The organism is Paenibacillus sp. Marseille-Q4541 (assembly GCF_018310695.1).
Lineage (GTDB): Bacteria > Bacillota > Bacilli > Paenibacillales > Paenibacillaceae > Paenibacillus.
On sequence record NZ_JAGXCY010000006.1, the window covers coordinates 66,028 to 87,468 of the forward strand.

Annotated in this window: 15 protein-coding genes; 13 read left to right on the forward strand and 2 right to left on the reverse strand. The window is 42.8% G+C overall.

Going from position 1 to position 21,441, the window contains the following annotated elements; genetic code table 11:
- Window positions 1-37: 37 nt before the first annotated feature.
- Both KFT32_RS09410 and KFT32_RS09415 read right to left on the reverse strand, forming a co-directional pair.
- Entirely contained in the window at window positions 38-2,005 is a 1,968-nt protein-coding gene (locus KFT32_RS09410; protein ID WP_211746933.1) for a PTS mannitol transporter subunit IICBA, read from the reverse strand.
- On the reverse strand, window positions 2,002-4,137 hold the full coding sequence (locus KFT32_RS09415) for a BglG family transcription antiterminator (RefSeq protein WP_211746934.1): 2,136 nt from the start codon (window positions 4,135-4,137) through the stop codon (window positions 2,002-2,004). Before KFT32_RS09415 ends, KFT32_RS09410 begins: the two co-directional genes overlap by 4 nt.
- 463 nt (window positions 4,138-4,600) lie before the next feature.
- Here KFT32_RS09415 and KFT32_RS09420 point away from each other — a divergent pair, with 463 nt between their 5' ends.
- The 13 genes from KFT32_RS09420 to KFT32_RS09480 all read left to right on the forward strand — a co-directional run bounded on the left by KFT32_RS09420 (window position 4,601) and on the right by KFT32_RS09480 (window position 21,402).
- Window positions 4,601-5,020: an organic hydroperoxide resistance protein gene (locus tag KFT32_RS09420; RefSeq protein WP_211746935.1), complete on the forward strand. Its 420-nt coding sequence runs from the start codon at window positions 4,601-4,603 to the stop codon at window positions 5,018-5,020.
- Between the two features lie 330 nt (window positions 5,021-5,350).
- On the forward strand, window positions 5,351-5,722 hold the full coding sequence (locus KFT32_RS09425; protein WP_211746936.1) for a hypothetical protein: 372 nt from the start codon (window positions 5,351-5,353) through the stop codon (window positions 5,720-5,722).
- Between the two features lie 326 nt (window positions 5,723-6,048).
- Complete coding sequence (locus KFT32_RS09430) at window positions 6,049-6,519, forward strand: GNAT family N-acetyltransferase (protein WP_211746937.1); 471 nt, start codon at window positions 6,049-6,051, stop codon at window positions 6,517-6,519.
- A gap of 172 nt (window positions 6,520-6,691) precedes the next feature.
- Window positions 6,692-7,306, forward strand: coding sequence for a TetR/AcrR family transcriptional regulator (locus tag KFT32_RS09435; RefSeq protein WP_211747070.1), 615 nt, complete (start codon window positions 6,692-6,694; stop codon window positions 7,304-7,306).
- Between the two features lie 68 nt (window positions 7,307-7,374).
- Entirely contained in the window at window positions 7,375-8,601 is a 1,227-nt protein-coding gene (locus tag KFT32_RS09440) for an MFS transporter (protein WP_211746938.1), read from the forward strand.
- Window positions 8,602-8,795: 194 nt separating this feature from the next.
- Entirely contained in the window at window positions 8,796-10,352 is a 1,557-nt protein-coding gene (locus KFT32_RS09445; protein ID WP_249435794.1) for an acetate--CoA ligase, read from the forward strand.
- A gap of 238 nt (window positions 10,353-10,590) precedes the next feature.
- A complete protein-coding gene (locus KFT32_RS09450; RefSeq protein ID WP_211746940.1) occupies window positions 10,591-12,321 on the forward strand; it encodes an ABC transporter ATP-binding protein in 1,731 nt (576 codons plus the stop codon).
- The gene (locus tag KFT32_RS09455; RefSeq protein ID WP_211746941.1) at window positions 12,314-14,155 is read left to right on the forward strand and encodes an ABC transporter ATP-binding protein; all 1,842 of its coding nucleotides are present in this window, start codon (window positions 12,314-12,316) and stop codon (window positions 14,153-14,155) included. The genes KFT32_RS09450 and KFT32_RS09455 overlap by 8 nt, the downstream gene beginning before the upstream one ends.
- A gap of 1,099 nt (window positions 14,156-15,254) precedes the next feature.
- Window positions 15,255-16,913, forward strand: coding sequence for a glycoside hydrolase family 43 protein (locus KFT32_RS09460; protein WP_211746942.1), 1,659 nt, complete (start codon window positions 15,255-15,257; stop codon window positions 16,911-16,913).
- Between the two features lie 126 nt (window positions 16,914-17,039).
- Window positions 17,040-17,966 (forward strand): ABC transporter permease, encoded by a 927-nt coding sequence (locus KFT32_RS09465; protein ID WP_249435795.1) that lies wholly within the window; start codon window positions 17,040-17,042, stop codon window positions 17,964-17,966.
- A gap of 13 nt (window positions 17,967-17,979) precedes the next feature.
- Window positions 17,980-18,852, forward strand: coding sequence for a carbohydrate ABC transporter permease (locus KFT32_RS09470; protein WP_211746943.1), 873 nt, complete (start codon window positions 17,980-17,982; stop codon window positions 18,850-18,852).
- A gap of 75 nt (window positions 18,853-18,927) precedes the next feature.
- Window positions 18,928-20,553 carry an ABC transporter substrate-binding protein gene (locus KFT32_RS09475; RefSeq protein ID WP_211746944.1) on the forward strand — a complete coding sequence of 542 codons (1,626 nt, stop codon included), beginning with the start codon at window positions 18,928-18,930 and terminating at the stop codon, window positions 20,551-20,553.
- 42 nt (window positions 20,554-20,595) lie between these two features.
- Complete coding sequence (locus KFT32_RS09480; protein WP_211746945.1) at window positions 20,596-21,402, forward strand: Nif3-like dinuclear metal center hexameric protein; 807 nt, start codon at window positions 20,596-20,598, stop codon at window positions 21,400-21,402.
- Window positions 21,403-21,441 lie beyond the last annotated feature (39 nt).

A 21,441-nucleotide genomic window follows, 5' to 3' on the forward strand; every position in this document is an offset into this window, starting at 1 on the left:
TGAAAAACCCGCTTTCGTTTTGAAGATTTAGTATCCTTTATTCTCCGAAGATGCTGTAGATTTCGTTTGGATCCTTGACTTGTGCCAGTCTTGTTACAGTAGACTCGTCTTCGATTGCTTCAGCAATTTTGGTAAGAATCTGTAAATGTTCTCTACCTGCTCCAGCAATACCGATAACGAGGTAAGCACGGCCACCTTCAAATTCAACGCCTTCTGGATATTGGTGAACTACGATACCGCTAGTTTGAATTTCTTTCTTCGCATCGCCTACTCCATGAGGAATAGCTACCCCGTTACCGATATAAGTCGTTGCCACACCTTCGCGTTCAATCATGGCATCCACATAATGCGGTTTAACATAACCAGCTGCAACAAGGGACTCACCTGCACGGCGGATTGCATCTTCCTTACTTACAGATGGAAGTTGTAGTACGATATTTTCTTTACGTAGTACATCATTACCCTTATTCTCTTCGGAAGTTGCTTTTATTTCTTCAGGAACTGCTTTATCCGCTGCACCAGACACATCTTCTTTTGCGTAGTCAGATACAGGAGATGAACTTTGTTCATGTTTTACTTTTAAGTCTTCAATTAATTTGTCATAAATCGGATTGTTTACAAAGTTATCAATCGAGATATGGATGGCATTTGGTGCTTTTGCTTTTGCCCGAGGTGTCAGATTTTGCTGTGTAACAACTAGATCTGCATCATTCGGAATATTCTCGATCGCTGTGTTGGTTACATAGATCGGTAGACCAGCAGCTTTTACTTTTTTACGGAACGAAGTAGCACCCATTGCACTGGAACCCATACCTGCATCACAAGCAAAGATGATTTTGTTGATGGCTGCTTTGTCATTCAGGTTTGCTGCAGGAGCTGCGGCAGTACCTTTACTGCTGCTCTTCATATCTGCAACAGCTTCTTTTGCTTTGTCCAAATCTTCTTCGCTTGTATTTGATCTGCGCAAGAAGAAGGAGGACAGCAAGAACGATACAACGGTTGCGACAAGAACACCCGCTAGAACGGGAAGATAGGATCCTTTTGGTGTCATTGCCATGATCGCAAGAATACTACCAGGAGACGATGCTGCAATAAGTCCTGCATCCAGTAGGTTGAATGTGAAGACACCTGCCATACCGGATACGATGACGGATACGAACATAATTGGTTTCATAAGGACATACGGGAAGTATACCTCGTGAATACCGCCAAAGAAATGGATGATTGCTGCACCCGGTGCGGAACCTTTAATTGATCCTTTACCGAAGAAAGAGTAAGCAAGCAGTAGCCCAAGACCAGGACCTGGATTCGCTTCGAGCAAGAACATAATTGACTTACCAGCAGTTTCAGCTTGCTGGATACCAATTGGACTCAAGATTCCGTGGTTAATCGCATTGTTCAAGAATAAAATTTTCGCTGGCTCAATGAAAATAGAAACGAGCGGGAGAATGCCCCATTTCAACATTGCATCAACACCGTTGGCAAGAATATTAGTGAACGCTTCTACAAGGGGACCTACTCCGTAAAGTCCACCGAAGGCAAGAAGCATACCGATAATACCAGCGGAAAAGTTGTTTACGAGCATTTCAAAACCAGAAGGTGTTTTGCTTCCAACATACTTATCAAATTGTTTGATTACCCATCCGCCAAGCGGACCCATAATCATGGCGCCGATAAACATCGGTATATCTGCACCAACGATAACCCCCATCGCAGCGATGGCACCTAGCACACCACCTCTATGATCATGCACGGCTTTACCACCGCTGTAAGCAATTAATAAAGGAAGGAGGTATTTAATCATCGGATCCACTAGGGATGCTAGTGTCTCATTCGGGAAGTATCCGTCTGCAATAAAGAGAGCGGTAATTAAACCCCAGGCAATAAAAGCACCGATATTCGGCATAACCATTGCGCTCAGGAAACGACCGAATTTTTGGGTTGCTTGTTTGACACTCCCTGTTTTTTTAGGGACAGATTCGCCAGTTGCTTCCAGCGTACTCATATTTGTTCAACCTCCATTGTGTATTGTTCCATTTTTCTTAAATATAAATCTTTCAGAATGCCCTGAATTTCTTTCGTTAAGGCAGTTTGCCGAGCTACACTTAAACGAATAGCAAAGCCAGGACGGTCGATCAGCGATTTGCTGACTTCACTTGCCGCTTCCAGATACGTACGTTCGCTTTCTTTGGGAGCCAGTAGAATAATGGCAGCATACAGGTTTGCATCGTCCTCTGCACCATAGGTCATGGGCTCCTCAAAGCGGATAATTCCAAGTATAAGATGATGAATAACCGTTGACCTGCAATGTAATAAAAAGATTCCTTCCGTAGAAAGAATGGTTTCCCCAAGACGTTCCCTGTCGTGAAGTTCTTGAGTTAGAATTCGGGTTTCTTCCTCAGTCGATGTAAACTGCCGAGCTATTTTTTCGATAAGCTCATCAATGGCTCCAGATTGAACCCGATCTTCAATTACCAGATTTCTCATGAGATCCTGAATTCCTTGTATCAGATTCTTCTGTTTCTCCAGCGTATCCGGTAAATAGGCCGGTGCTTCGCTAGATGCAGGAAGAAGTTCGGGTACAGGTTCAAGATGTTCTAAAACAAATCTGATTTTTTCGATATCGGCTTCACCAAGAAGAGGAGAGACTCTCACTACTTGTTTATTACTAGTTAAATCCACAGTTGAAATGACTAGATCGACTTGCCCGTCAAGTTCACTTACCTCTGCGGCAGAGATAACATCGACAATTTGAAGAGAAGGGAACTCTTTTTTTACTCTTGTCTGCAGCAGACTAGAGGTCCCCATGCCGCTCGCACATACGATGAATACACGAATAGATCGTTTCCTGTACTTGGCTCCTGCATACTCTGACATCGCTCCGATATGGAGCGCGATGTAGCCGATTTCTGCCTCAGGAACAGGTTTACCTATATATTCCTCAAGAACCTTGGCACATTTCCTTGCCACTTCATAGATGCTGGCGTATTGCTCCTGGATCTGTGAAAGAAGTGGGTTTCGAATATCCAGCCCGAGTTTTAAACGCTCAAGAGCGGGGCCCAAATGGCTAATAAAACCATAGAAAAGCTTACTGTTGCTTTTCAGTTCAAAACCAGTCTCGGATTCTGCTTTTTTTAGAATATTTCGCGCGAGGCGAACCAGTTCAAAACTGACATTCTCATAAGCAGCATCCGTTTCTGCCTCCGTTTGAAGCCTTGTTTCGGCACCTTTTAGATGCATTGTAATATAACCAGTCTCGTCCTCTGGAATCGTTAGTCCGAAGGCTTCTTCTAGGCGATCTACGAGCGCCTGAGCTGCGGTGAAATCAGGATGAAGCCGCAGTTCATTCAGTACACTTGGGGGAATCTTAATACTTTGCCCGGTTCTTATCCTTTCAATGGCAAGAGCAAGGTGGACGGCTAACCCAATAAAGGCACTGTCAGTCAGTTTCATCCCTGTTTTTTCTTCAAGCTCTGTCAAATACTTTTCGATAATGACGATGGTACTATCTTCAACTAGGTTCAAAAGACGGCTTCGGATATGATGCTGAATTTTCCCAACATCCTGTCCACTTTCTTTCATCCGATCACGAACGAGGCGAATGAGTTCATATTCATCTACATTCTCATGAAGCAGATGGATAAGAGCGGTCCGAAAATCTTTTTCCGTACCTTCTACGAAGATGCCATACCCGGGTTTACGCAACAGCTTAATATGAAAGGCCTCGAACCATTCTTCAATAAGGTCCAGATCATGGCTTAGTGTACCTTCGGTCACTTTAAATCTTGATGCAAAAGTGAAAAGCTTGATGGGTTCAGAACTTAGCAACAGCTCGCTAATGATAAAATAGCGGCGCTCATTGCGGGAATAACTAGTTGGTGCTTTTATACTTCCTATCACGGCTTGAACGGAGCCAAAAGCAGAAGGTTTCCCTTCGAGCATAAGACCTGCTCCTGGTTTACGGGTTAGCGTAAGATCATACCCGTTAAGCCATTGTTCCATAGCAGGTAGCTCACGTTTGATCGTCTTTTCACTTACATCCAGTTCATCTGACAGCTCACGTACGGTTACAAAGCGGCCTGGCGATGCAAGAAGAAACCGGGTCATTTGTACAGTTCGTTCACTGGGTTTCTTCATGATTCCACGCTCCTTGTAAAGTAGCCGTAAGAACAGGCTAACCGGAATTTTTGAAAACGGTATCATTAAGCCGCTTGAATATGAACAAGCTTGATATCATTGAAGCTAATTAAAATTGTAATTAATGCGCTTGACAAATTCAAAGAAAAGATAGTGCGGTTTGACCCCTACAATCTAGGGACATATTTAAAAAGGATAGGTGTAGTATCTATAAAATGGTCATAAACCATGCGTGCAATGGGAAGTTAGGAAGTAAAGTGTCACGAATACACGGTCTTTAATTACCACAATTTTCGTATAACAAAGCAGATACAAGAAAACAAAAAGTATAATGATCCATTTTTAATGATATGGATGTTTACTTTTATTATTTAATTGTGTACAATTGAATTGTTGATAATTTAAATTGATCATAAGACCTTCGCTATGTAAACAATAGATAGAACAAAGGAGAAATCTCAATATGAAAACATTATACGAAACAACCGTAATTAATACAGGTGGCCGCCAAGGGTTTGTACAATCTCCAGACAATACGTTTCTGCTGGATGTAGCTGCCCCGCCTGAGCTTGGAGGTAAAGAAACAACGGCAACGAATCCAGAACAGTTATTTGCTGCGGGGTATAGTGCTTGTTTTAACTCGGCGCTCGAGTTTCAATTGAAGAAAAACAATGTGAAAATTGAGAAAAGCACGGTGACAGCTACAGTGATGCTAAAAACCGATCCTGAGGATAACGGAGTCAAACTGGAAGTAGAACTTGATGTTCGCATCGATGGTCTGGACGAAGAAACAGCACACAAATATGTAGAGCTGGCTCATGCCTATTGCCCTTACTCGAAAGCAATTAAAGGAAATGTAAATGTTACTGTAGGTTTGGAGTAAGTTAGTACTCATTTTAAATAGTAGAAAAGCATTGGCATGAAACGTCGCCATATACGAAATACAATAAAAGGGATGCCATATGGCATCCCTTTGTTAATTATCAAATCATGATATTCCATCCTTAATCAGCACTCACCCAATATCCATTTCCATTTTTTATCATACATTTCGTTGCTCTAGAACATGCTGGATTGAGCCAAATGCTGAATTGTGTTACATTAATATTCCTTTAAAACATCATTTTCTGGAAAAATATTAAAATTATATATAATTATACTATTATGAAAGTGTTCTAACTAGATAGCTATTTAATAAGGGAGAAAATAGACAATGAAAAAAGGGATAACAGCCATATTAGCCACTTTTCTGTGTGCCGTACTTTTGCTCGATACCGGAACTGCTGAAGCGCAAGAAGTGAAAAACGAGAATAAAGTTGAAACCCATGTGATGGCTTCTTCTAAGTTTGATGGGGGAAATAGCAGTTTGGAGCTGGCGATATCAGCAGAAGAGGAGCAGCGATTAAGAGATATTTACGATCTTGATATGCCGGAACCTAAAAAACCGGAATTTACAAGTGACTGGGGCATGATTTATGGGGATATTATGATTGGATCCGGTGAACCTGCCTTTAAGCTCGGACCGAACGCCCCGAAGGATCTGATCAAGCTTGTTATGTACATACTAACGATTGCTTTTATGTAGCAGGAGAGAGAACCTCTCCTACTTTTCTTCATTTCTTTTGCTATCAATACCTTAAATTTCTAAATTTATGGTACTGATTACTACTAATTCTATAGATTTTATATAAAAACATTGTCAATTTCATCTTAGACCGCAAGTTTTTGCAAATAGGCAGCGATTTAGAACAAGCCATCAAGGCAGGGTGTCGAGTATACTTATAGAATAATATCAAAAATATTCCTGCTCTATGTTGAACAGCTGCGTGCGGTATCAATGCAGAAGGTATTGGCTTGATTACGGAAACGTTATATTGCTCAACTTACTTGCAGAACCAGCGGAGGTACTTTATGCCTGATATGCTCGTGAAACTATATGAACTGCCTGAAATGGAATCCAGGGAAAGTTATGAAAAACGTACGGGTGTTACGATACGCCGTGCGATCGCTCCAGAAAAACACGTTGTCGCTGACTGGGTAGGTACACATTTTGGCAAAGGTTGGGTAAGCGAAGCAGAAGTTGCTTTTGCAAGATCTCCAATTACCTGTCTCGTTGCTGTAGAGAACGGCAAGATGCTTGGCTTTGCTTGTTATGATGCTACGGTAAAAGGCTTTTTTGGACCTACTGGAGTGGATGAGAACGAACGTGGACGTGGAATTGGGAAGATGCTGCTGCTTTATGCACTAGATTACATGAAGCAGGAAGGTTACGGATATGCGGTAATTGGCGGAGCAGGACCTGTTGATTTTTATGCAAAAACAACGGGTGCTACGGTTATTGAAGGTTCTGTCCCTGGAATGTATAAAGGGATGCTTTCGTAAGAACAGAACAAACGGTATTATCATTACTTTTTTAGAATAAAAGAACCCCCAGTCATCGCTGAGATTATACGATCTTTGCGGGGCTGGGGGTTTTTAATTGACATCCATTTTTCCCATATATTATAATTAGACCGAACAGTCGGTTTACGGCAAGGAGGCGTTTTTCATCGAAATCAAGCGTAGAAAAGATGCAGCTCAGATCAAAAAGGATATCGCTCATCAGATCAAGGATCTGTTCTCTCAGAAGGGATATAATGCGACGTCAATGGAAGAGGTTTGTAAAGTTACGGGCCGAAGCAAGGGCAGCATCTACTACCATTTTAAGAGCAAAGAAGAGATGTTTATGTATCTCATCAAGCTGAATAATGAGGAGTGGATGGAGGCTTGGATGGGGAAGGAAGCAGCATATGTGACTACCCGGGAGAAGCTATTTGCTCTAGCAGATCACTATGTAGACGATATGAACAATCCACTGTCTCATGCAATTAATGAGTTCATGTCCAGTCAAGTCGTTACGGAGAGTATGCTAAATGATATGTTGGAGCTGACACGGCTGCCTTATATAACATACGAACAGCTGATTACGAGAGGCATGGAGCGCGGAGAGTTGAAGAAGGATAGTTCAAGTGATGTGATGTATGTACTTACTGGACTATTTAACGGAATGAGTATGCTTTATTACGAGAAAGACTTAGAAGAAATACGGCGCCTTTACAAAAAAGGACTGGAAATATTGCTAGCAGGAATGGAAGCACCTAATCAAGTGATAATGACAGAAGAGGACTGATTGGAAGGATCAGTTTTTCTTTTTCATAATAAATAGACCGAACAGTCGGTCTAAAAAGGAGAGGAACAATGAACCAATTGCTCCGCAATAAGTCATTTCTTATCGTAACGAGTTCAGATTTACTGCAAAATCTCGCAATTTGGATACGGAATATGGCTATCTTGTATTTCATTGTAGAACAAACAGGTGGAGATCCCTTGGCTGTCTCGCTCATTACGGTATTGGAGTATGTCCCGATTTTCGTTTTTTCCTTCATTGGCGGGGGACTTGCAGATCGCTGGAATCCCAAAAAAACGATGATATGGGGTGATGTCTTAAGCACACTTTCTATTGTTATGATCCTAATTGTATTTTGGGCCGGGTACTGGCAAGTGCTGTATGCAGCAACTTTTGTATCTGCCACCGTGAGCCAGTTCTCACAGCCTTCCTCAGCGAAGATCTTTAAACGGAATGTTCCAGAAGAACACGTTCAGACCGCAATTGCACTCACACAAAGTCTTCATTCTCTGTTCATTATTGTTGGTCCTCTGCTTGGAACATTTATCTATACTACACTTGGGCTGCAAGCTTCCCTCTACACCTTACTTTTCTTATTTATCTCGTCCGCTATAGTGCTTACCTTCCTACCTTCAACTACTGCAGAAAGGGAGAAACAGAGCTCCTTATATGAAGATCTGCTGGAAGGGTGGCGCTTCATACTAAGGACGCCTTCTCTAAAATGGCTTGCCGTCGTCTTCGCAATCGTAGGTCTTGCAGAAGGATTGGTCAGTCCCTTACAAATTTTCATCATTACCGAAAGATTACATCTTGATGAGACTTATGTTTCTTATTTATCGGGAATAGCTGGTCTCGGTCTACTTTTAGGAAGCGGAATCGCAGCGGTTGTCAGCCAAAAAATGAATCAAACCTTCCTTCTTGTTGCAGGAATATGCATGATGGCACTTACTACCATAGTGGAAGCCTTATCTACTTCATTCGCCTTAACTCTTACCATTCGCTTCTTTGGTTCTATTAGTTTAGCTTTTATAAATATTGTTATATCGACTTTCATGGTTGCTCAGGTTGAAGAGAAGATGATCGGCCGAGTGAATGGAACGATTATGCCGTTATTTATGGGGGCAATTCTCATTGGTTCTTCGGTTACAGGTCTTCTCATGAATGCGACTTCTTTACTCACGGTATACATGATTTCAGCAGCCGTTATTTTCGTGAGTGTGTTGCCGGGTTTGTTGATTCGATTCAATGATCCAGATGTAAAAGACACGAAATTAGACCACCATTCTAGTCCTTTCTAATAGAAGTATGATCAATAGAGTTCTGATAAAATGATTGTTTATTTTCTTTTTCTTGGTAGAATGTCATGCAGGAAATTCAAAATTATTAGCACCAGGTACTAACTCATGTTATAATGGTCCTAATACCTACTTGACCTAAGAAGGAGAAGATGAACGTGAATTATGAGCACTGGATTGCACCGGAGCTATACAATATGACATCAGAAATGGAACGGCATCCGGCAGAAAACATTGCATTAAAGTGCTTGGATGAGCATGAACATTATGAGGAAGTAACTTATGGGGATTTGCTGAAAAAGGCAAACCAGATTGCAGGCGGACTTGCTGACCTTGGTCTGAGTAAAGGTGATCGGGTACTTGTTATGGTACCAAGGAATGTGATTGCTTACGCCATTTACATCGCATGTTTGAAATTAGGCCTTGTCATTATTCCATCTTCTGAGATGTTAAGAGCAAAAGACTTGTCTTACCGCCTTGTCCATTCCAAAGCCCGTGCTGTCATTGTATGGTCTGGCGTGACAGAAGAAGTAGACAAAATGGAAGAAACCATTCCATCTCTCGAATACCGGATTGCGGTATCTGCTGAAGCAGGAGAGGAAAAATCGGGGTACACCATGCTGAGCCAGCTCATGGAGGGGCAGCCAGAAGTACGTGCTGCGGTGGATACCCACCGGGATGATGTTGCTATTCTGACGTACACATCCGGTACAACAGGAAATCCGAAGGGAGTGGTGCATACGCACGGATGGGGTTATGCTCACCTGCGTATTACCTCACCTTGGCTGGATATCCAGTCACAAGATACAGTGTGGGCCACTGCGGCACCGGGATGGCAAAAGTGGATTTGGAGCCCGTTCCTTTCCGTACTCGGAAACGGAGCAACTGGATTTGTCTATAGTGGCTCATTTGAACCGAAACGTTATTTGCGGTTCATGCAAGATTATAAGGTGAATGTGCTTTGCTGTACGCCTACGGAATATCGGCTGATGGCAAAATTGGATGGACTAGGCCACTATGATCTTTCGAGTATGCGAAGTGCAGTATCTGCGGGTGAACCGTTGAATCTAGAAGTGATTAGCAGTTTCCAACGTCATTTTGATATCACCATTCGCGATGGATACGGACAAACCGAAAGTACTTTGCTAATTGGTAACTTGAAAGACATGCCTTTCCGTAAAGGGTCTATGGGAATGTCGATTTCACCGGGACTCGTTCAAGTGGTAGATGATGAAGGTCAGCTGGTTGCGCCAGGAGAAGTCGGGAACATTGCAGTTCATACTGAAATGCCTGCACTCTTCCGTGCCTACTATTTGGATGAGAATCGTAAACAGGTGAGTACCAAAGGGAGTTACTTCTTAACAGGTGACCGCGCAAGCGTGGATGAGGAAGGGTACTTCTGGTTTGAGGGCCGCGGGGATGATATTATTATTAGCTCAGGCTATACGATTGGACCGTTCGAGGTGGAAGAAGCGCTGATGAAGCACGATGCGGTGAAAGAATGTGCTGCGGTAGCAAGCCCGGATGAAACTCGCGGACATGTAGTGAAAGCTTTTATCGTGTTACAAGAAGGTGTTGAAGGTTCCGATTCACTTGTAAAAGAACTTCAGCAACACGTGAAACAGATGACAGCTCCTTATAAATATCCGCGACGGATTGAGTTTATCAGTGATTTGCCAAAAACAAACTCGGGTAAGATTCGCCGGATTGAACTTCGTCAGCTGGAGAAACAAAGAGCAAACAAGGATAAATAATTGAAATGATGATATATAAAAGGATCAGGTTCTCTATGAGAGCTTGGTTCTTTTTTTATTAGAGCAATAAATCCCGAAGATCATTAGATAAAGATAATCCATTTAAAATTTGCTGTATCGGGGTAATGGGGTAGAGATATACGTTATAATATGGATATGAGTGCATTATTTGGGGGATAGAAAAAAGGAGAAGAGATCATCAACAATATTTATAGCTTCAAGAGTCGGAGGAATGGATATGGCCCTAGTTTTCAATTATTTACGGAAATACCGGGTAGCCGCAATTGCTGCACTATTTATGCTGCTGCTCGAGCTTATGGTGGAACTGATTCAACCTTATCTCATTCAGAAGATTATTGATGATGGGATTCAGCAGCAGAACCTGGCCGTTGTCTGGAAGTGGGGAATGTTCTTGCTGGGCAGTGCAGTTATTGCCTTTATAGCAGGGATTTCAAGTTCTTTTTATGCGGCACATGCGAGTCAGGGATTTGGAGCAGATCTTAGGGAAGCATTGTATGAAAAAGTACAGGCGTTCTCTTACGCGGTTTTTAACCGGTTTGCAACCTCTTCTCTCATTATTCGACTGACCGGGGATATTACCCAGATTCAAGAAACAATATTTATGAGTTTGCGGTTTGCAACAAGAGTACCGCTCGTGGTCATTGGTAGTGTCATTATGGCACTGATCGTCAATGTGAGATTGGGATTGTTTCTGGCAGTCACCGTACCGATCTTGCTCATTTTTATTTTTTACATCATGAAAAAGGTATCCGTTCTGTTTCGCAATGTACAGATTCGGCTGGATGAAGTGAACGGTGTTGCGCAGGAAAATCTAATTGGAATTAGGCTCATCCGCGTATTTGTACGCATGGGCCACGAGGTTGAACGGTTTGGTCGTTCGATACATAAGTTAATGACTTCAACGATGTCAGCCCAGCGTCTTGCAGAAACGACGATGCCTTTTATTATGCTCATCATGAACACAAGTGTTCTGCTTATCTTATGGTTTGGACGCAAGGAAATTGTAGTATCTAACAGTGCTTCGCTTGGGGAAGTTGTTGCCGTAATTAACTACGCGGTTCGTACAATGGGATCGCTGTCGATGTTATCCTGGATCGTTGCTACTTTCTCTCGCGCCAATGCATCACGGCAACGGATTGAGGAAGTGTTACAAACAGAGCAAGACGTATACGATAATGACGTACCTTCTGCAAACCGTGCCTCGTTACAAGGTAACATACAATATGATGGGATTCATTTTCACTATCCAGCGGGAGAAATGAATGTCCTCGAAAATATTTCATTTCAAGCGAGTTCGGGTGATCGAGTCGCAATTATGGGGGCAACCGGTTCAGGAAAAACGTCGCTAGTTCAACTGCTTCTGAGGTTATATGAGCCAAGCAAAGGGACGATCACTATTCACGGGCAGAATATTCAGGACATGCCAGTAGATCAACTGCGAAATGCAATTGGTTATGTTCCGCAGGAAGCCGTATTGTTCACGGGTTCGGTTCGGGACAATATGGCCTGGGGGAATCAGAATGCTAGTTTTGAAGAAATGCAGGAAGCAGCTCGCAAAGCACAAATTCACGATACGATTATGTCACTGCCAAAAGGCTACGATACGATGCTTGGACAGCGTGGTGTGAATTTGTCAGGTGGACAAAAGCAGCGTTTGTCCATTGCAAGAGCACTAGTCCGTAATCCGCAGATTCTGATCCTTGATGACAGTACGAGTGCGCTTGACGTCAAGACGGAAGCAGCCTTACTGAATGAACTTAATGAATTATCATGTACCACTTTTATTATTACGCAAAAAATATCATCTACCTTATCTGCTGATCTTATTTTACTACTGGATGAAGGTAGGCTCATTGCGAGTGGTACACATGAGGAGCTGATTGCAGACTCTTCATTGTATCGCCGCATCTATGAATCCCAATACGGACAGGAGGCACAGCATGCTTAAACAACTTGCCGAACCGTTTCGTCAGGAGCGTTCTCAGGCTCTGAAAGATAAAACGAATCTTGACCAGGGCCCACGCAAAAAGAAAGTCAAAGCTAAAAACTGGTCCTGGACGCTGCGGCGTATATGGGATTATCTTGCCAAAAGACGACTCAAGCTAGTGCTTGTGCTAGTTATGGTCGTCCTCACTTCAGCCCTAGCTTTGCTGGGCCCTTATCTGATCGGTACAGCTGTCGATACGTATCTGGAAGGTGAAGGAGAGAATACGTGGATTTATTTTCTGATGGCATTAGGTGGTGTCTATCTTCTCCATCCGATATTTTCGTTTTTACAAAATATTTGGATGATTGAGATTGCTCAGGAAACGGTGTACCGGATGCGACATGATTTGTTTACACATCTGCACAGACTGCCCATTCCCTTCTTCGGTAAGCGTCAGCAGGGTGAAATTATGAGCAGGCTTACGAATGATATCGAAAATGTCAGTGCTACCCTGAACGGTTCCATTATTCAGATTACATCTAGTATTCTCACACTAGCAGGGGTTGTTATTGTCATGCTTACGCTGAGTCCACTGCTCACGTTGCTCACTTTTACAGTGGTTCCTTTGATGGTGCTTGGCATGCGCTGGATTACCAAACGAACGGGCCCACTCTTCAAGGAACGTCAGCGTAATTTGGGAGAACTGAACGGATACATTGAAGAGACATTGTCTGGACAGCGTATTATCAAAGCTTTTTCACAAGAAGAACGAGTGATTACTGCATTTAAAGAACGTAACGATCGTATTCGTTTATCTGGATTTTGGGCCCAGACCATTTCTGGATTTATTCCGAAACTGATGAACGGTCTGAATAACCTTAGTTTTGCTATTATTGCAGGCATTGGCGGGATCATGGCGATCTCTGGTTCCATTAGTGTCGGGGTCATTATTATTTTTGCAGAATATGCCCGCCAGTTTACGAGACCGCTGAATGATCTTGCGAACCAGTGGAATACGATTTTGTCAGCGATTGCAGGAGCGGAGCGGGTATTTGAAATTATGGATGAAGATCCAGAAGTGAAGGACGAGACGGGAGCTAAGAAACTGGATCATGTAGAAGGTGCAGTGAAGTTCGAACATGTTTATTTTGGATATGAAGAGGAAGGAGCAACGCTTCAGGATATTTCTTTTGAAGCGAGTCCTGGGGAGATGGTTGCTCTGGTTGGACCTACAGGGGCAGGGAAAACGACGTTAATCCAGTTAATATCCAGATTTTATAGTCCTGACAAAGGGACCATTACGGTAGATGGGCAGGATGTCACTACAATTCAGAGAGAGAGTTTGCGCTCTCATATGGCATTTGTGCTGCAGGATTCGTTCCTGTTTGAGGGCACCATCCGGGAAAATATCCGCTATGGACGATTGGATGCTACGGATGAGGAAGTAGAAGAAGCCGCGAAGATGGCGAATGCACATTCCTTTATTACAAGGTTAAAACAAGGCTACGATCAAGTACTTCATGCAGATGGAAGCGGGATCAGTCAGGGTCAAAAACAGCTGCTCGCTATTGCCCGGGCAATGCTCGCTGATCCTGCTATGCTCGTTCTTGATGAAGCGACGAGCAGTATTGATACCGTAACCGAAATCAAGATTCAAGAAGGACTGCAGCGTTTGATGCAGGGTAGAACAAGCTTTGTCATTGCCCACAGACTAAATACGATACGCCAAGCAGACAAAATCCTTGTCCTGCAAAACGGGAAATTGATTGAACAAGGATCGCATGAGGAACTGCTTGGGGAGGAAGGATTTTATAGTGAGTTGTATCATGGGCAGCTGAAAAAGGAAGCGATGTAAAGAGCTGTAATTTGGTGCTGAGTTAGGGCGCATGGGTTAGTGCATTAGGGAAACGGTGTGCTAGTGCTCTGAGCTCCGCTTGTTTTGACTGGACGAAGTAAAGCTTCGAAGCAGCAGGTCCAGCCAAAGCCAAAAGTCGCTCAGAACCCTAGTCCACCTTATTCCCTGGAGATACACTTGTGGAACCAGCGAAGTAGAGCAACGAAATCAGCTTTCCCTGATACGTGTTGGGGTAGGTGGACATCGTTGCTTCTAAAGGGAAGCAACTTGTTTGATGGAAACTGAGAGATTTGGAACAGTGAAGTAGGATATGAACACATCTTTCCCTGATATGAGGGGATAGGCGGGAGCCGTTGCATAATAAGCAACGGCTTTTTGTTGTTTAGTCGTGCTTCGGAGTTTAGAAGAAGTATGATCGCTTTTGAGACCTGTATCTTAGCAAGTATCATATCCAACAGAAAGACTAGTCTCGTTTAAGCACACCCCTAGTTCACTAGAAAACCTTTAGGGTTCAAGCCGGAGAGTAATTATTGCAATCATAACTTCATTTTAGGATTCTTAAATAATAACAACCATTTTTTAAAACAGACCTATTGCTTACCTATAGGAAGAAATTTTGATTTCCCATCCAACATAAGGGGGAACGATTTTGATTGACTTTAGCTTCACGTACGTTGTAACTCAAGGGAAATAAGGTGGTCTAGAGATTTGGGCGACTTTTGGCTTTATCTGGACCGTTCACTTCGGAGGTTAGACATTGTCCAGGTAAAACAAGCGGAGCCAAGAGCACTAGAACACCGTTTTTCCGTCACCCAAAGTATTGCTTTCCCCCACTAAGCAACGTTTTCCCTCTCGAAAAATAGCAACACTGGAAAAAAAACTTGCGCCAAAATCAAGATATATATTGAATTAATGGAAATAGTGATTTACAATTATTTCAACTACCATACTAGTATGACTAGTATGCAATTAAGAAGTGATTTCGTTCCAACTCCATAATTCGCTTTTTCTTCCATGGTCTGCACAGTATTTGATGAAAATAGCGAATACGTTTTATGTCATATTTGAAAGCGCTTTACTAAAAATGAGGAGGGATCATATGATACAGAACCCAATCTTGAAAGGCTTCAATCCTGATCCAAGTATCTGCCGAGTGGGAGATGATTACTACATTGCAGTTTCCACTTTTGAATGGTTTCCTGGTGTTCAGATTCATCATTCCAAAGATTTAACGAATTGGCATTTAGTTAGCCGCCCGCTGAACCGGACCAGCCAGCTGAACATGATCGGTAACCCGGACTCCGGTGGGGTATGGGCCCCTTGTCTGAGTTATGCGGATGGTCAGTTTTGGCTCATCTACTCTGATATCAAAGTCGTTGAGGGAGACGTCTGGAAAGACGGTCATAATTATCTGGTCACTTGCACTGAGATTGATGGGGAATGGAGCGAACCGATTTACTTGAACAGTTCTGGATTTGATCCCTCTCTATTTCATGATGAGGATGGACGTAAATATCTGGTTAACATGGTTTGGGATCAGCGCGTACATAACCATCGTTTCTATGGAATTGCCATTCAAGAATACAGCGATCACGAGCAAAAGCTGATCGGTGAACCTCAGATCATATTTAAAGGAACAGAACTCGGACTTACAGAAGCTCCGCATCTCTATCACTGGAATGGATATTATTACTTGCTTACAGCCGAAGGCGGTACCAAATTCGAGCATGCAGCAACGATTGCCAGATCTAAAAATCTGTATGGGCCATACGAGGTGCATCCTCACAATCCGCTGCTGACAAGTTGGCATGACCTAACGAATCCTCTACAAAAAGCAGGGCATGCCTCCATCGTTGAAACGCAGAACGGCGAATGGTATCTAGTACATTTGACAGGAAGACCTATTCGCCGGGAAGGAAAGAAACTGCTGGAAGAACGGGGTTACTGCCCGTTAGGGCGTGAAACTGCAATACAGCAGCTGGAGTGGAAAGCGGACTGGCCCTATGTCGTTGGAGGTAACACACCTTCTTTGACAGTAGAAAGTCCCGACTTGCAGGAAGTGACCTGGGAGCAAGATTATCCTACGCAGGATGATTTTAATAACACTCAGCTGAATCATCACTTTCAGACCCTGCGGATTCCTTTTACTGAAGAGATTGGATCTTTAACGGAAAGACCTGGTCATCTGAGATTGTACGGCAGAGAGTCACTCCATTCTACATTTACGCAAGCCCATGTGGCTAGAAGGTGGCAGAGCTTTACTTTTGATGCCGAAGTAAAACTGGATTTCCATCCGGTATCCTTTCAACAAATGGCTGGTTTGATCTGCTACTACAATACAAAAAATTGGGTATTTGCACACATCACACACCATGAGGTAAAGGGAAGAGTTATCGACATCATGACCTGTGACCGATTTGTAAGTAGTCAGCCGATAGCTGGAGCGGAAATTTCTATACCGGAACATTTGAAAGCGGTTTATTTAAAGGTAAAAGTACGAACAGAGACGTTCCATTTCGAGTATTCCTTTGACGGAGAGAATTGGAATCAAATACCTGTGATTTTCCCTTCCTATAAATTATCAGACGACTACATCAATCAGGGAGGATTTTTCACCGGGGCTTTTGTCGGAATGCACTGTCAAGATACCTCAGGAAGAAGGTTACCTGCGGACTTTGATTACTTTAGCTATAAGGAAATAGACCATGATGATGTACCGCTGCTTGAACATAAGGAGCATGAACTTACTTCCCAGTAACTTTGACCTTGGCAGGATGTAGATGTAGTGATTCATCACAGTAATCATGTCTTGCTGGATAGAGCCCAATGGATTGGAGTGAACGACAAGATGGAGTCAAAAACCGTAACCAGATCTTTGCCGGACATGAAAGTGGCCCAAAAAAATAAACTGCAGACAATCGCTTCCCTTCTTCGCAAAGACTGGCAGCTGTATTCTTTGCTCGTATTGCCTATTATCTACTTGCTCATTTTTAAATATGGACCGATGATCGGGAACGTCATTGCCTTTCGGCGTTTTGTACCTGGTGGAAGTATTTTCGGAGAAAAGTGGGTGGGTCTGCATTATTTCCGGATGTTTGTGGAGGATCCGAGCTTCTGGCGCGTATTTACGAATACGCTCATTCTGGGCGGACTCGCTATGCTTCTTACTTTTCCGATGCCCATCGTGTTCGCCCTCTTACTTAATGAAGTGAAAAATAAAAAATTCAAGAAATTCGTTCAAACTGCATCCTATCTGCCTCATTTTCTGTCCATTGTCATTGTGGCAGGGATGATTCTTCAGCTAACTGCTATGAATGGTTCCATCAACACACTAGTTCACTTTTTTACGGGTGAAAATATTAACTTTATGCAACGTTCAGAATGGTTCCGTACGATCTATATTACTTCTGAAATTTGGCAAGGCATGGGCTGGGGGGCCATTCTCTATCTGGCTGCACTGACAACCATTGATGATTCTCTATATGAAGCAGCAAGGATCGATGGGGCGAATCGCTGGAAGCAAACTTTGCACGTGACCATTCCAGGCATACTCCCTACTATTGTGACACTGTTGATTCTTAATATGGGAAGCTTCCTAGCTGTAGGATTTGAAAAAATCCTTCTATTATATAACCCGCTCATCTACGAGACTTCAGACGTCATATCCACTTATCTCTACCGTGTCGGTCTCGAATCCAGCAATTTCAGTTACGCAACAGCGATTGGTCTATTTGAGTCGATTATCGGTCTAATCCTCGTATTTTCTGTCAACGCGATTTCACGCAAACTGACGGAACGAAGCTTATGGTAAAGGGGAGTGCGTTATGAAGGAATCTTTGTCCTATAAAATTTTCAAGACGTGTAACGCCGTGTTCTTACTCGGTATCGTTTTTATCACATTGTATCCCTTTCTGAATGTAGTCGCTCAGTCTTTCAGTAGTGAATCCTATATCAATTCCGGTAAAGTGAGTCTCATCCCAAGGGGATTTAATATCGAGACATACAAAACTGTCGTGAAGGACAGCATGTTCTGGACGAACTACAAAAATACGTTTGTCTATACCATTGTAGGAACTGCGATCTCGATGTTTTTGTCTACGATCTTCGCGTATGCTTTGTCCAAAAAAAGACTCATGGGCCGCAAGTTTTTGACCATGTTCGCGGTATTCACCATGTTCTTTAATGGTGGTTTGATTCCTAACTATGTACTTATTAATAGCCTCGGATTTAGTAATTCCATGTGGGCGATCGTTATTCCAGGTGCCATTAGTGTATATAACATGCTCATTATGAAATCCTTTTTTGAAAATATGCCCGAAGAGCTGGAAGAGGCAGCTTCCATTGATGGACTGAACACCTACGGCATCTTGTTCCGTATAATTTTGCCTCTCAGTAAGGCGGTTATGGCCACGATGGTTTTGTTCTATGCGGTTGGACACTGGAATTCCTGGTTCCCTGCGTTTCTATATCTTGACCAAAAAGAAATGTTCCCAGTAACCATCTATCTTCGCAATATGATTGCTGGTGCTACAGGAGGAACTTCAGCGGGGGCAACTTCAGCAGATAATTTGACTCAAATCTCTGCCAACATCAAATCAGTCACCATGGTTCTGACGATTCTACCCATTTTAACGATCTATCCTTTTGTCCAAAAGTATTTTGTCTCTGGTGTCATGTTGGGATCAGTCAAAGGCTAATCCCTGTGAGATAAAAAAGCCGTTCATTCGCAAGAAAAACAAATGTGAATTATCAAATTATGGGGGGAACAAAAAATGAAGAAAAATCCTCGTCACCTGATTGGAAAAACGGTTTTGGCAGCTTTGCTTAGTGTATCACTGGCAGCATGCAGCAATAATATGGGCGGTAAGGAAGCAGAGAATCAGAGCAAAGGAGCGATGGAGACATACGCAGTAGGAGATTCCTTCAAAGCAACAGACCCTTTTAATCTGCCTATTTTGTATAGTGATCAACCAAGTTACCCTTATAAACAGGACTGGATGCTATTTAAGAAAATAACGGAAATGACGGGTGTGACGCTTCAGCCTGTGATTGTACCGATGAGTGACTATAGTCAAAAAAGATCTCTGCTCATCAGCTCTGGAGATGCGCCGCTCGTGATTCCTAAAACGTATCCAGGTGAAGAGTCGGCCTTTGTTTCCTCGAATGCGATTCTGCCTGTAAGTGATTATATTGACCTTATGCCGAATTTCAAAAACAAAGTAGAGAGTTGGGGCCTGGAAGACGAACTAGAAGGCCTTCGCCAAGAGGATGGCAAATATTATGTTCTTCCCGGACTGCATGAGGAAGTATGGCCTGACTATACACTGCTTGTTCGTACCGATATCTTGGAAAAGCATAATATAGCGATTCCAACCACATGGGATGAGCTGCTCACGGTGATGAAACAACTGAAAGAAGAATACCCAGATTCGATTCCGTTCTCTGACCGTTTTCAGTTTAACAGTACGCTCAATATTGCTTCAGCCGGATTTGGAACCAAAGCCGGTTGGGGATTTGGTAGTGGGCTCACTTATAAAGAAGATCAGGATCAGTTCGTGTACACGGCAACGACACAGGAATACAAGGATATGCTGACGTATTTCAACAAGCTTGTTGCAGAAGGACTGCTCGATAAAGAAAGCTTTACTCAAGACGATGACCAAGCGATTCAAAAATTTGTATCCGGTAAATCTTTTATTATTAACGGGAACTCCCAAACGGTTATTTTACATCGTAATGATATGAATAAGACCCTTGGTGAAGAGAACTATTCCATTGCAAAAATTACCGTTCCTGGTGGACCAGCAGGTCAGCTAATGTCGGGAAGCCGGCTTGAAAACGGGGTAATGATCTCTGCCAAAGCCAAACAAAGTGAGAACTTTGAAGCTATTCTTCAGTTTGTAGATTGGCTGTACTATAGCGATGAAGGCCAGGAATTTGCAAAGTGGGGAGTAGAAGGTGAGACATATACGAAAGAAAATGGTGTACGTAAGCTCGTAGAAGACGTCAATTATAATGGACTTAATCCAAAAGGGACGAAGGATTTACGTATCGATTATGGATTTTCCGGTGGTGTTTTTGCTTATGGAGGAACTACGGATCTATTACAATCCATGTTCAGTGAAGAAGAACTTACATTCCAAAATGATATGAAAGAAGTGAAAACGGTCATTCCTGCAGAACCGCCGATTCCGTATTCTATTGAAGAACGAGAAAGAGTAACCTTGCTCAGCACACCGCTCAAAGATTATACGGATCAGAATACATTTAAATTTATTTTGGGTGAAAGGGATTTGTCAGAGTTCGATACCTTTGTTAAAGAACTGGAAAGCCAAGGATTAACGCAGTATTTGGAACTAGCCAACACCACTTACAAAGAATACAAAAACAAGAAATAACTTTCATTTTGTATTCTTGAATAAAGAAAGTTAGGTGAAGATTTGACGCATACCGTGCAGGATGTTATTTCAATACTGGATCGTACGGTTCGTCCTGCGGGAACTACTGTAGATGGGATCATTACTGGGGATGCTAATCAAAGCGTTCAGGCTGTTGTCGTTTCCTTTGTAGCCTCCCATACCGTAATCCAGAAGGCGATACAACTCGGAGCCAATATGGTAATAACACATGAGGGACCTTTTTACGAGCATAACGGTAACAGAAGTGTGGGCAGCGAAGCTGATGATGATCCTGTAATCCAGAAAAAGAAGGAACTGATTGATGCTCATGGTTTGGTGCTGTACCGATTTCATGATGGACCGCACGAGGCGGTACCGGATACGATTACAAATGGACTTCTCCATGCACTAGGCTGGGAAAAGTATGATCATACACACCTAAAAACGGCTGTGATCATTACTTTACCTAACCCTGCTAGCACCCAAGAAATAGGGGCATATTTAAAAACCAAACTAAATCTTCCTTATGTACGTCTTGTTGGAGAAAGAGAGCAGAAATGCAGTAAAATTGCCCTGGCAGTCGGTTATCGGGGCGGAGCCCATCATGCGATTCCTCTGTATGAAAAGGAGCAGCTGGATTTACTTATTACAGGGGAAGGTCCTGAATGGGAAACTCCCGAATATATTCTGGATGCGGTGAAGCAAGGGAATCAGAAATCTCTGATTTTTCTTGGGCATGCGGCTAGTGAAGATCCGGGAATGATCGTAGTTGCTCAAAAAATTAGAGATCGTTTTCCGAATCTCCCGGTTCATTTTATTAAGGCCGATCCTTACATCATGGTACTGTAACTTAGTAGCTGTGCAGAGATATATAGAATAAGTGATAGA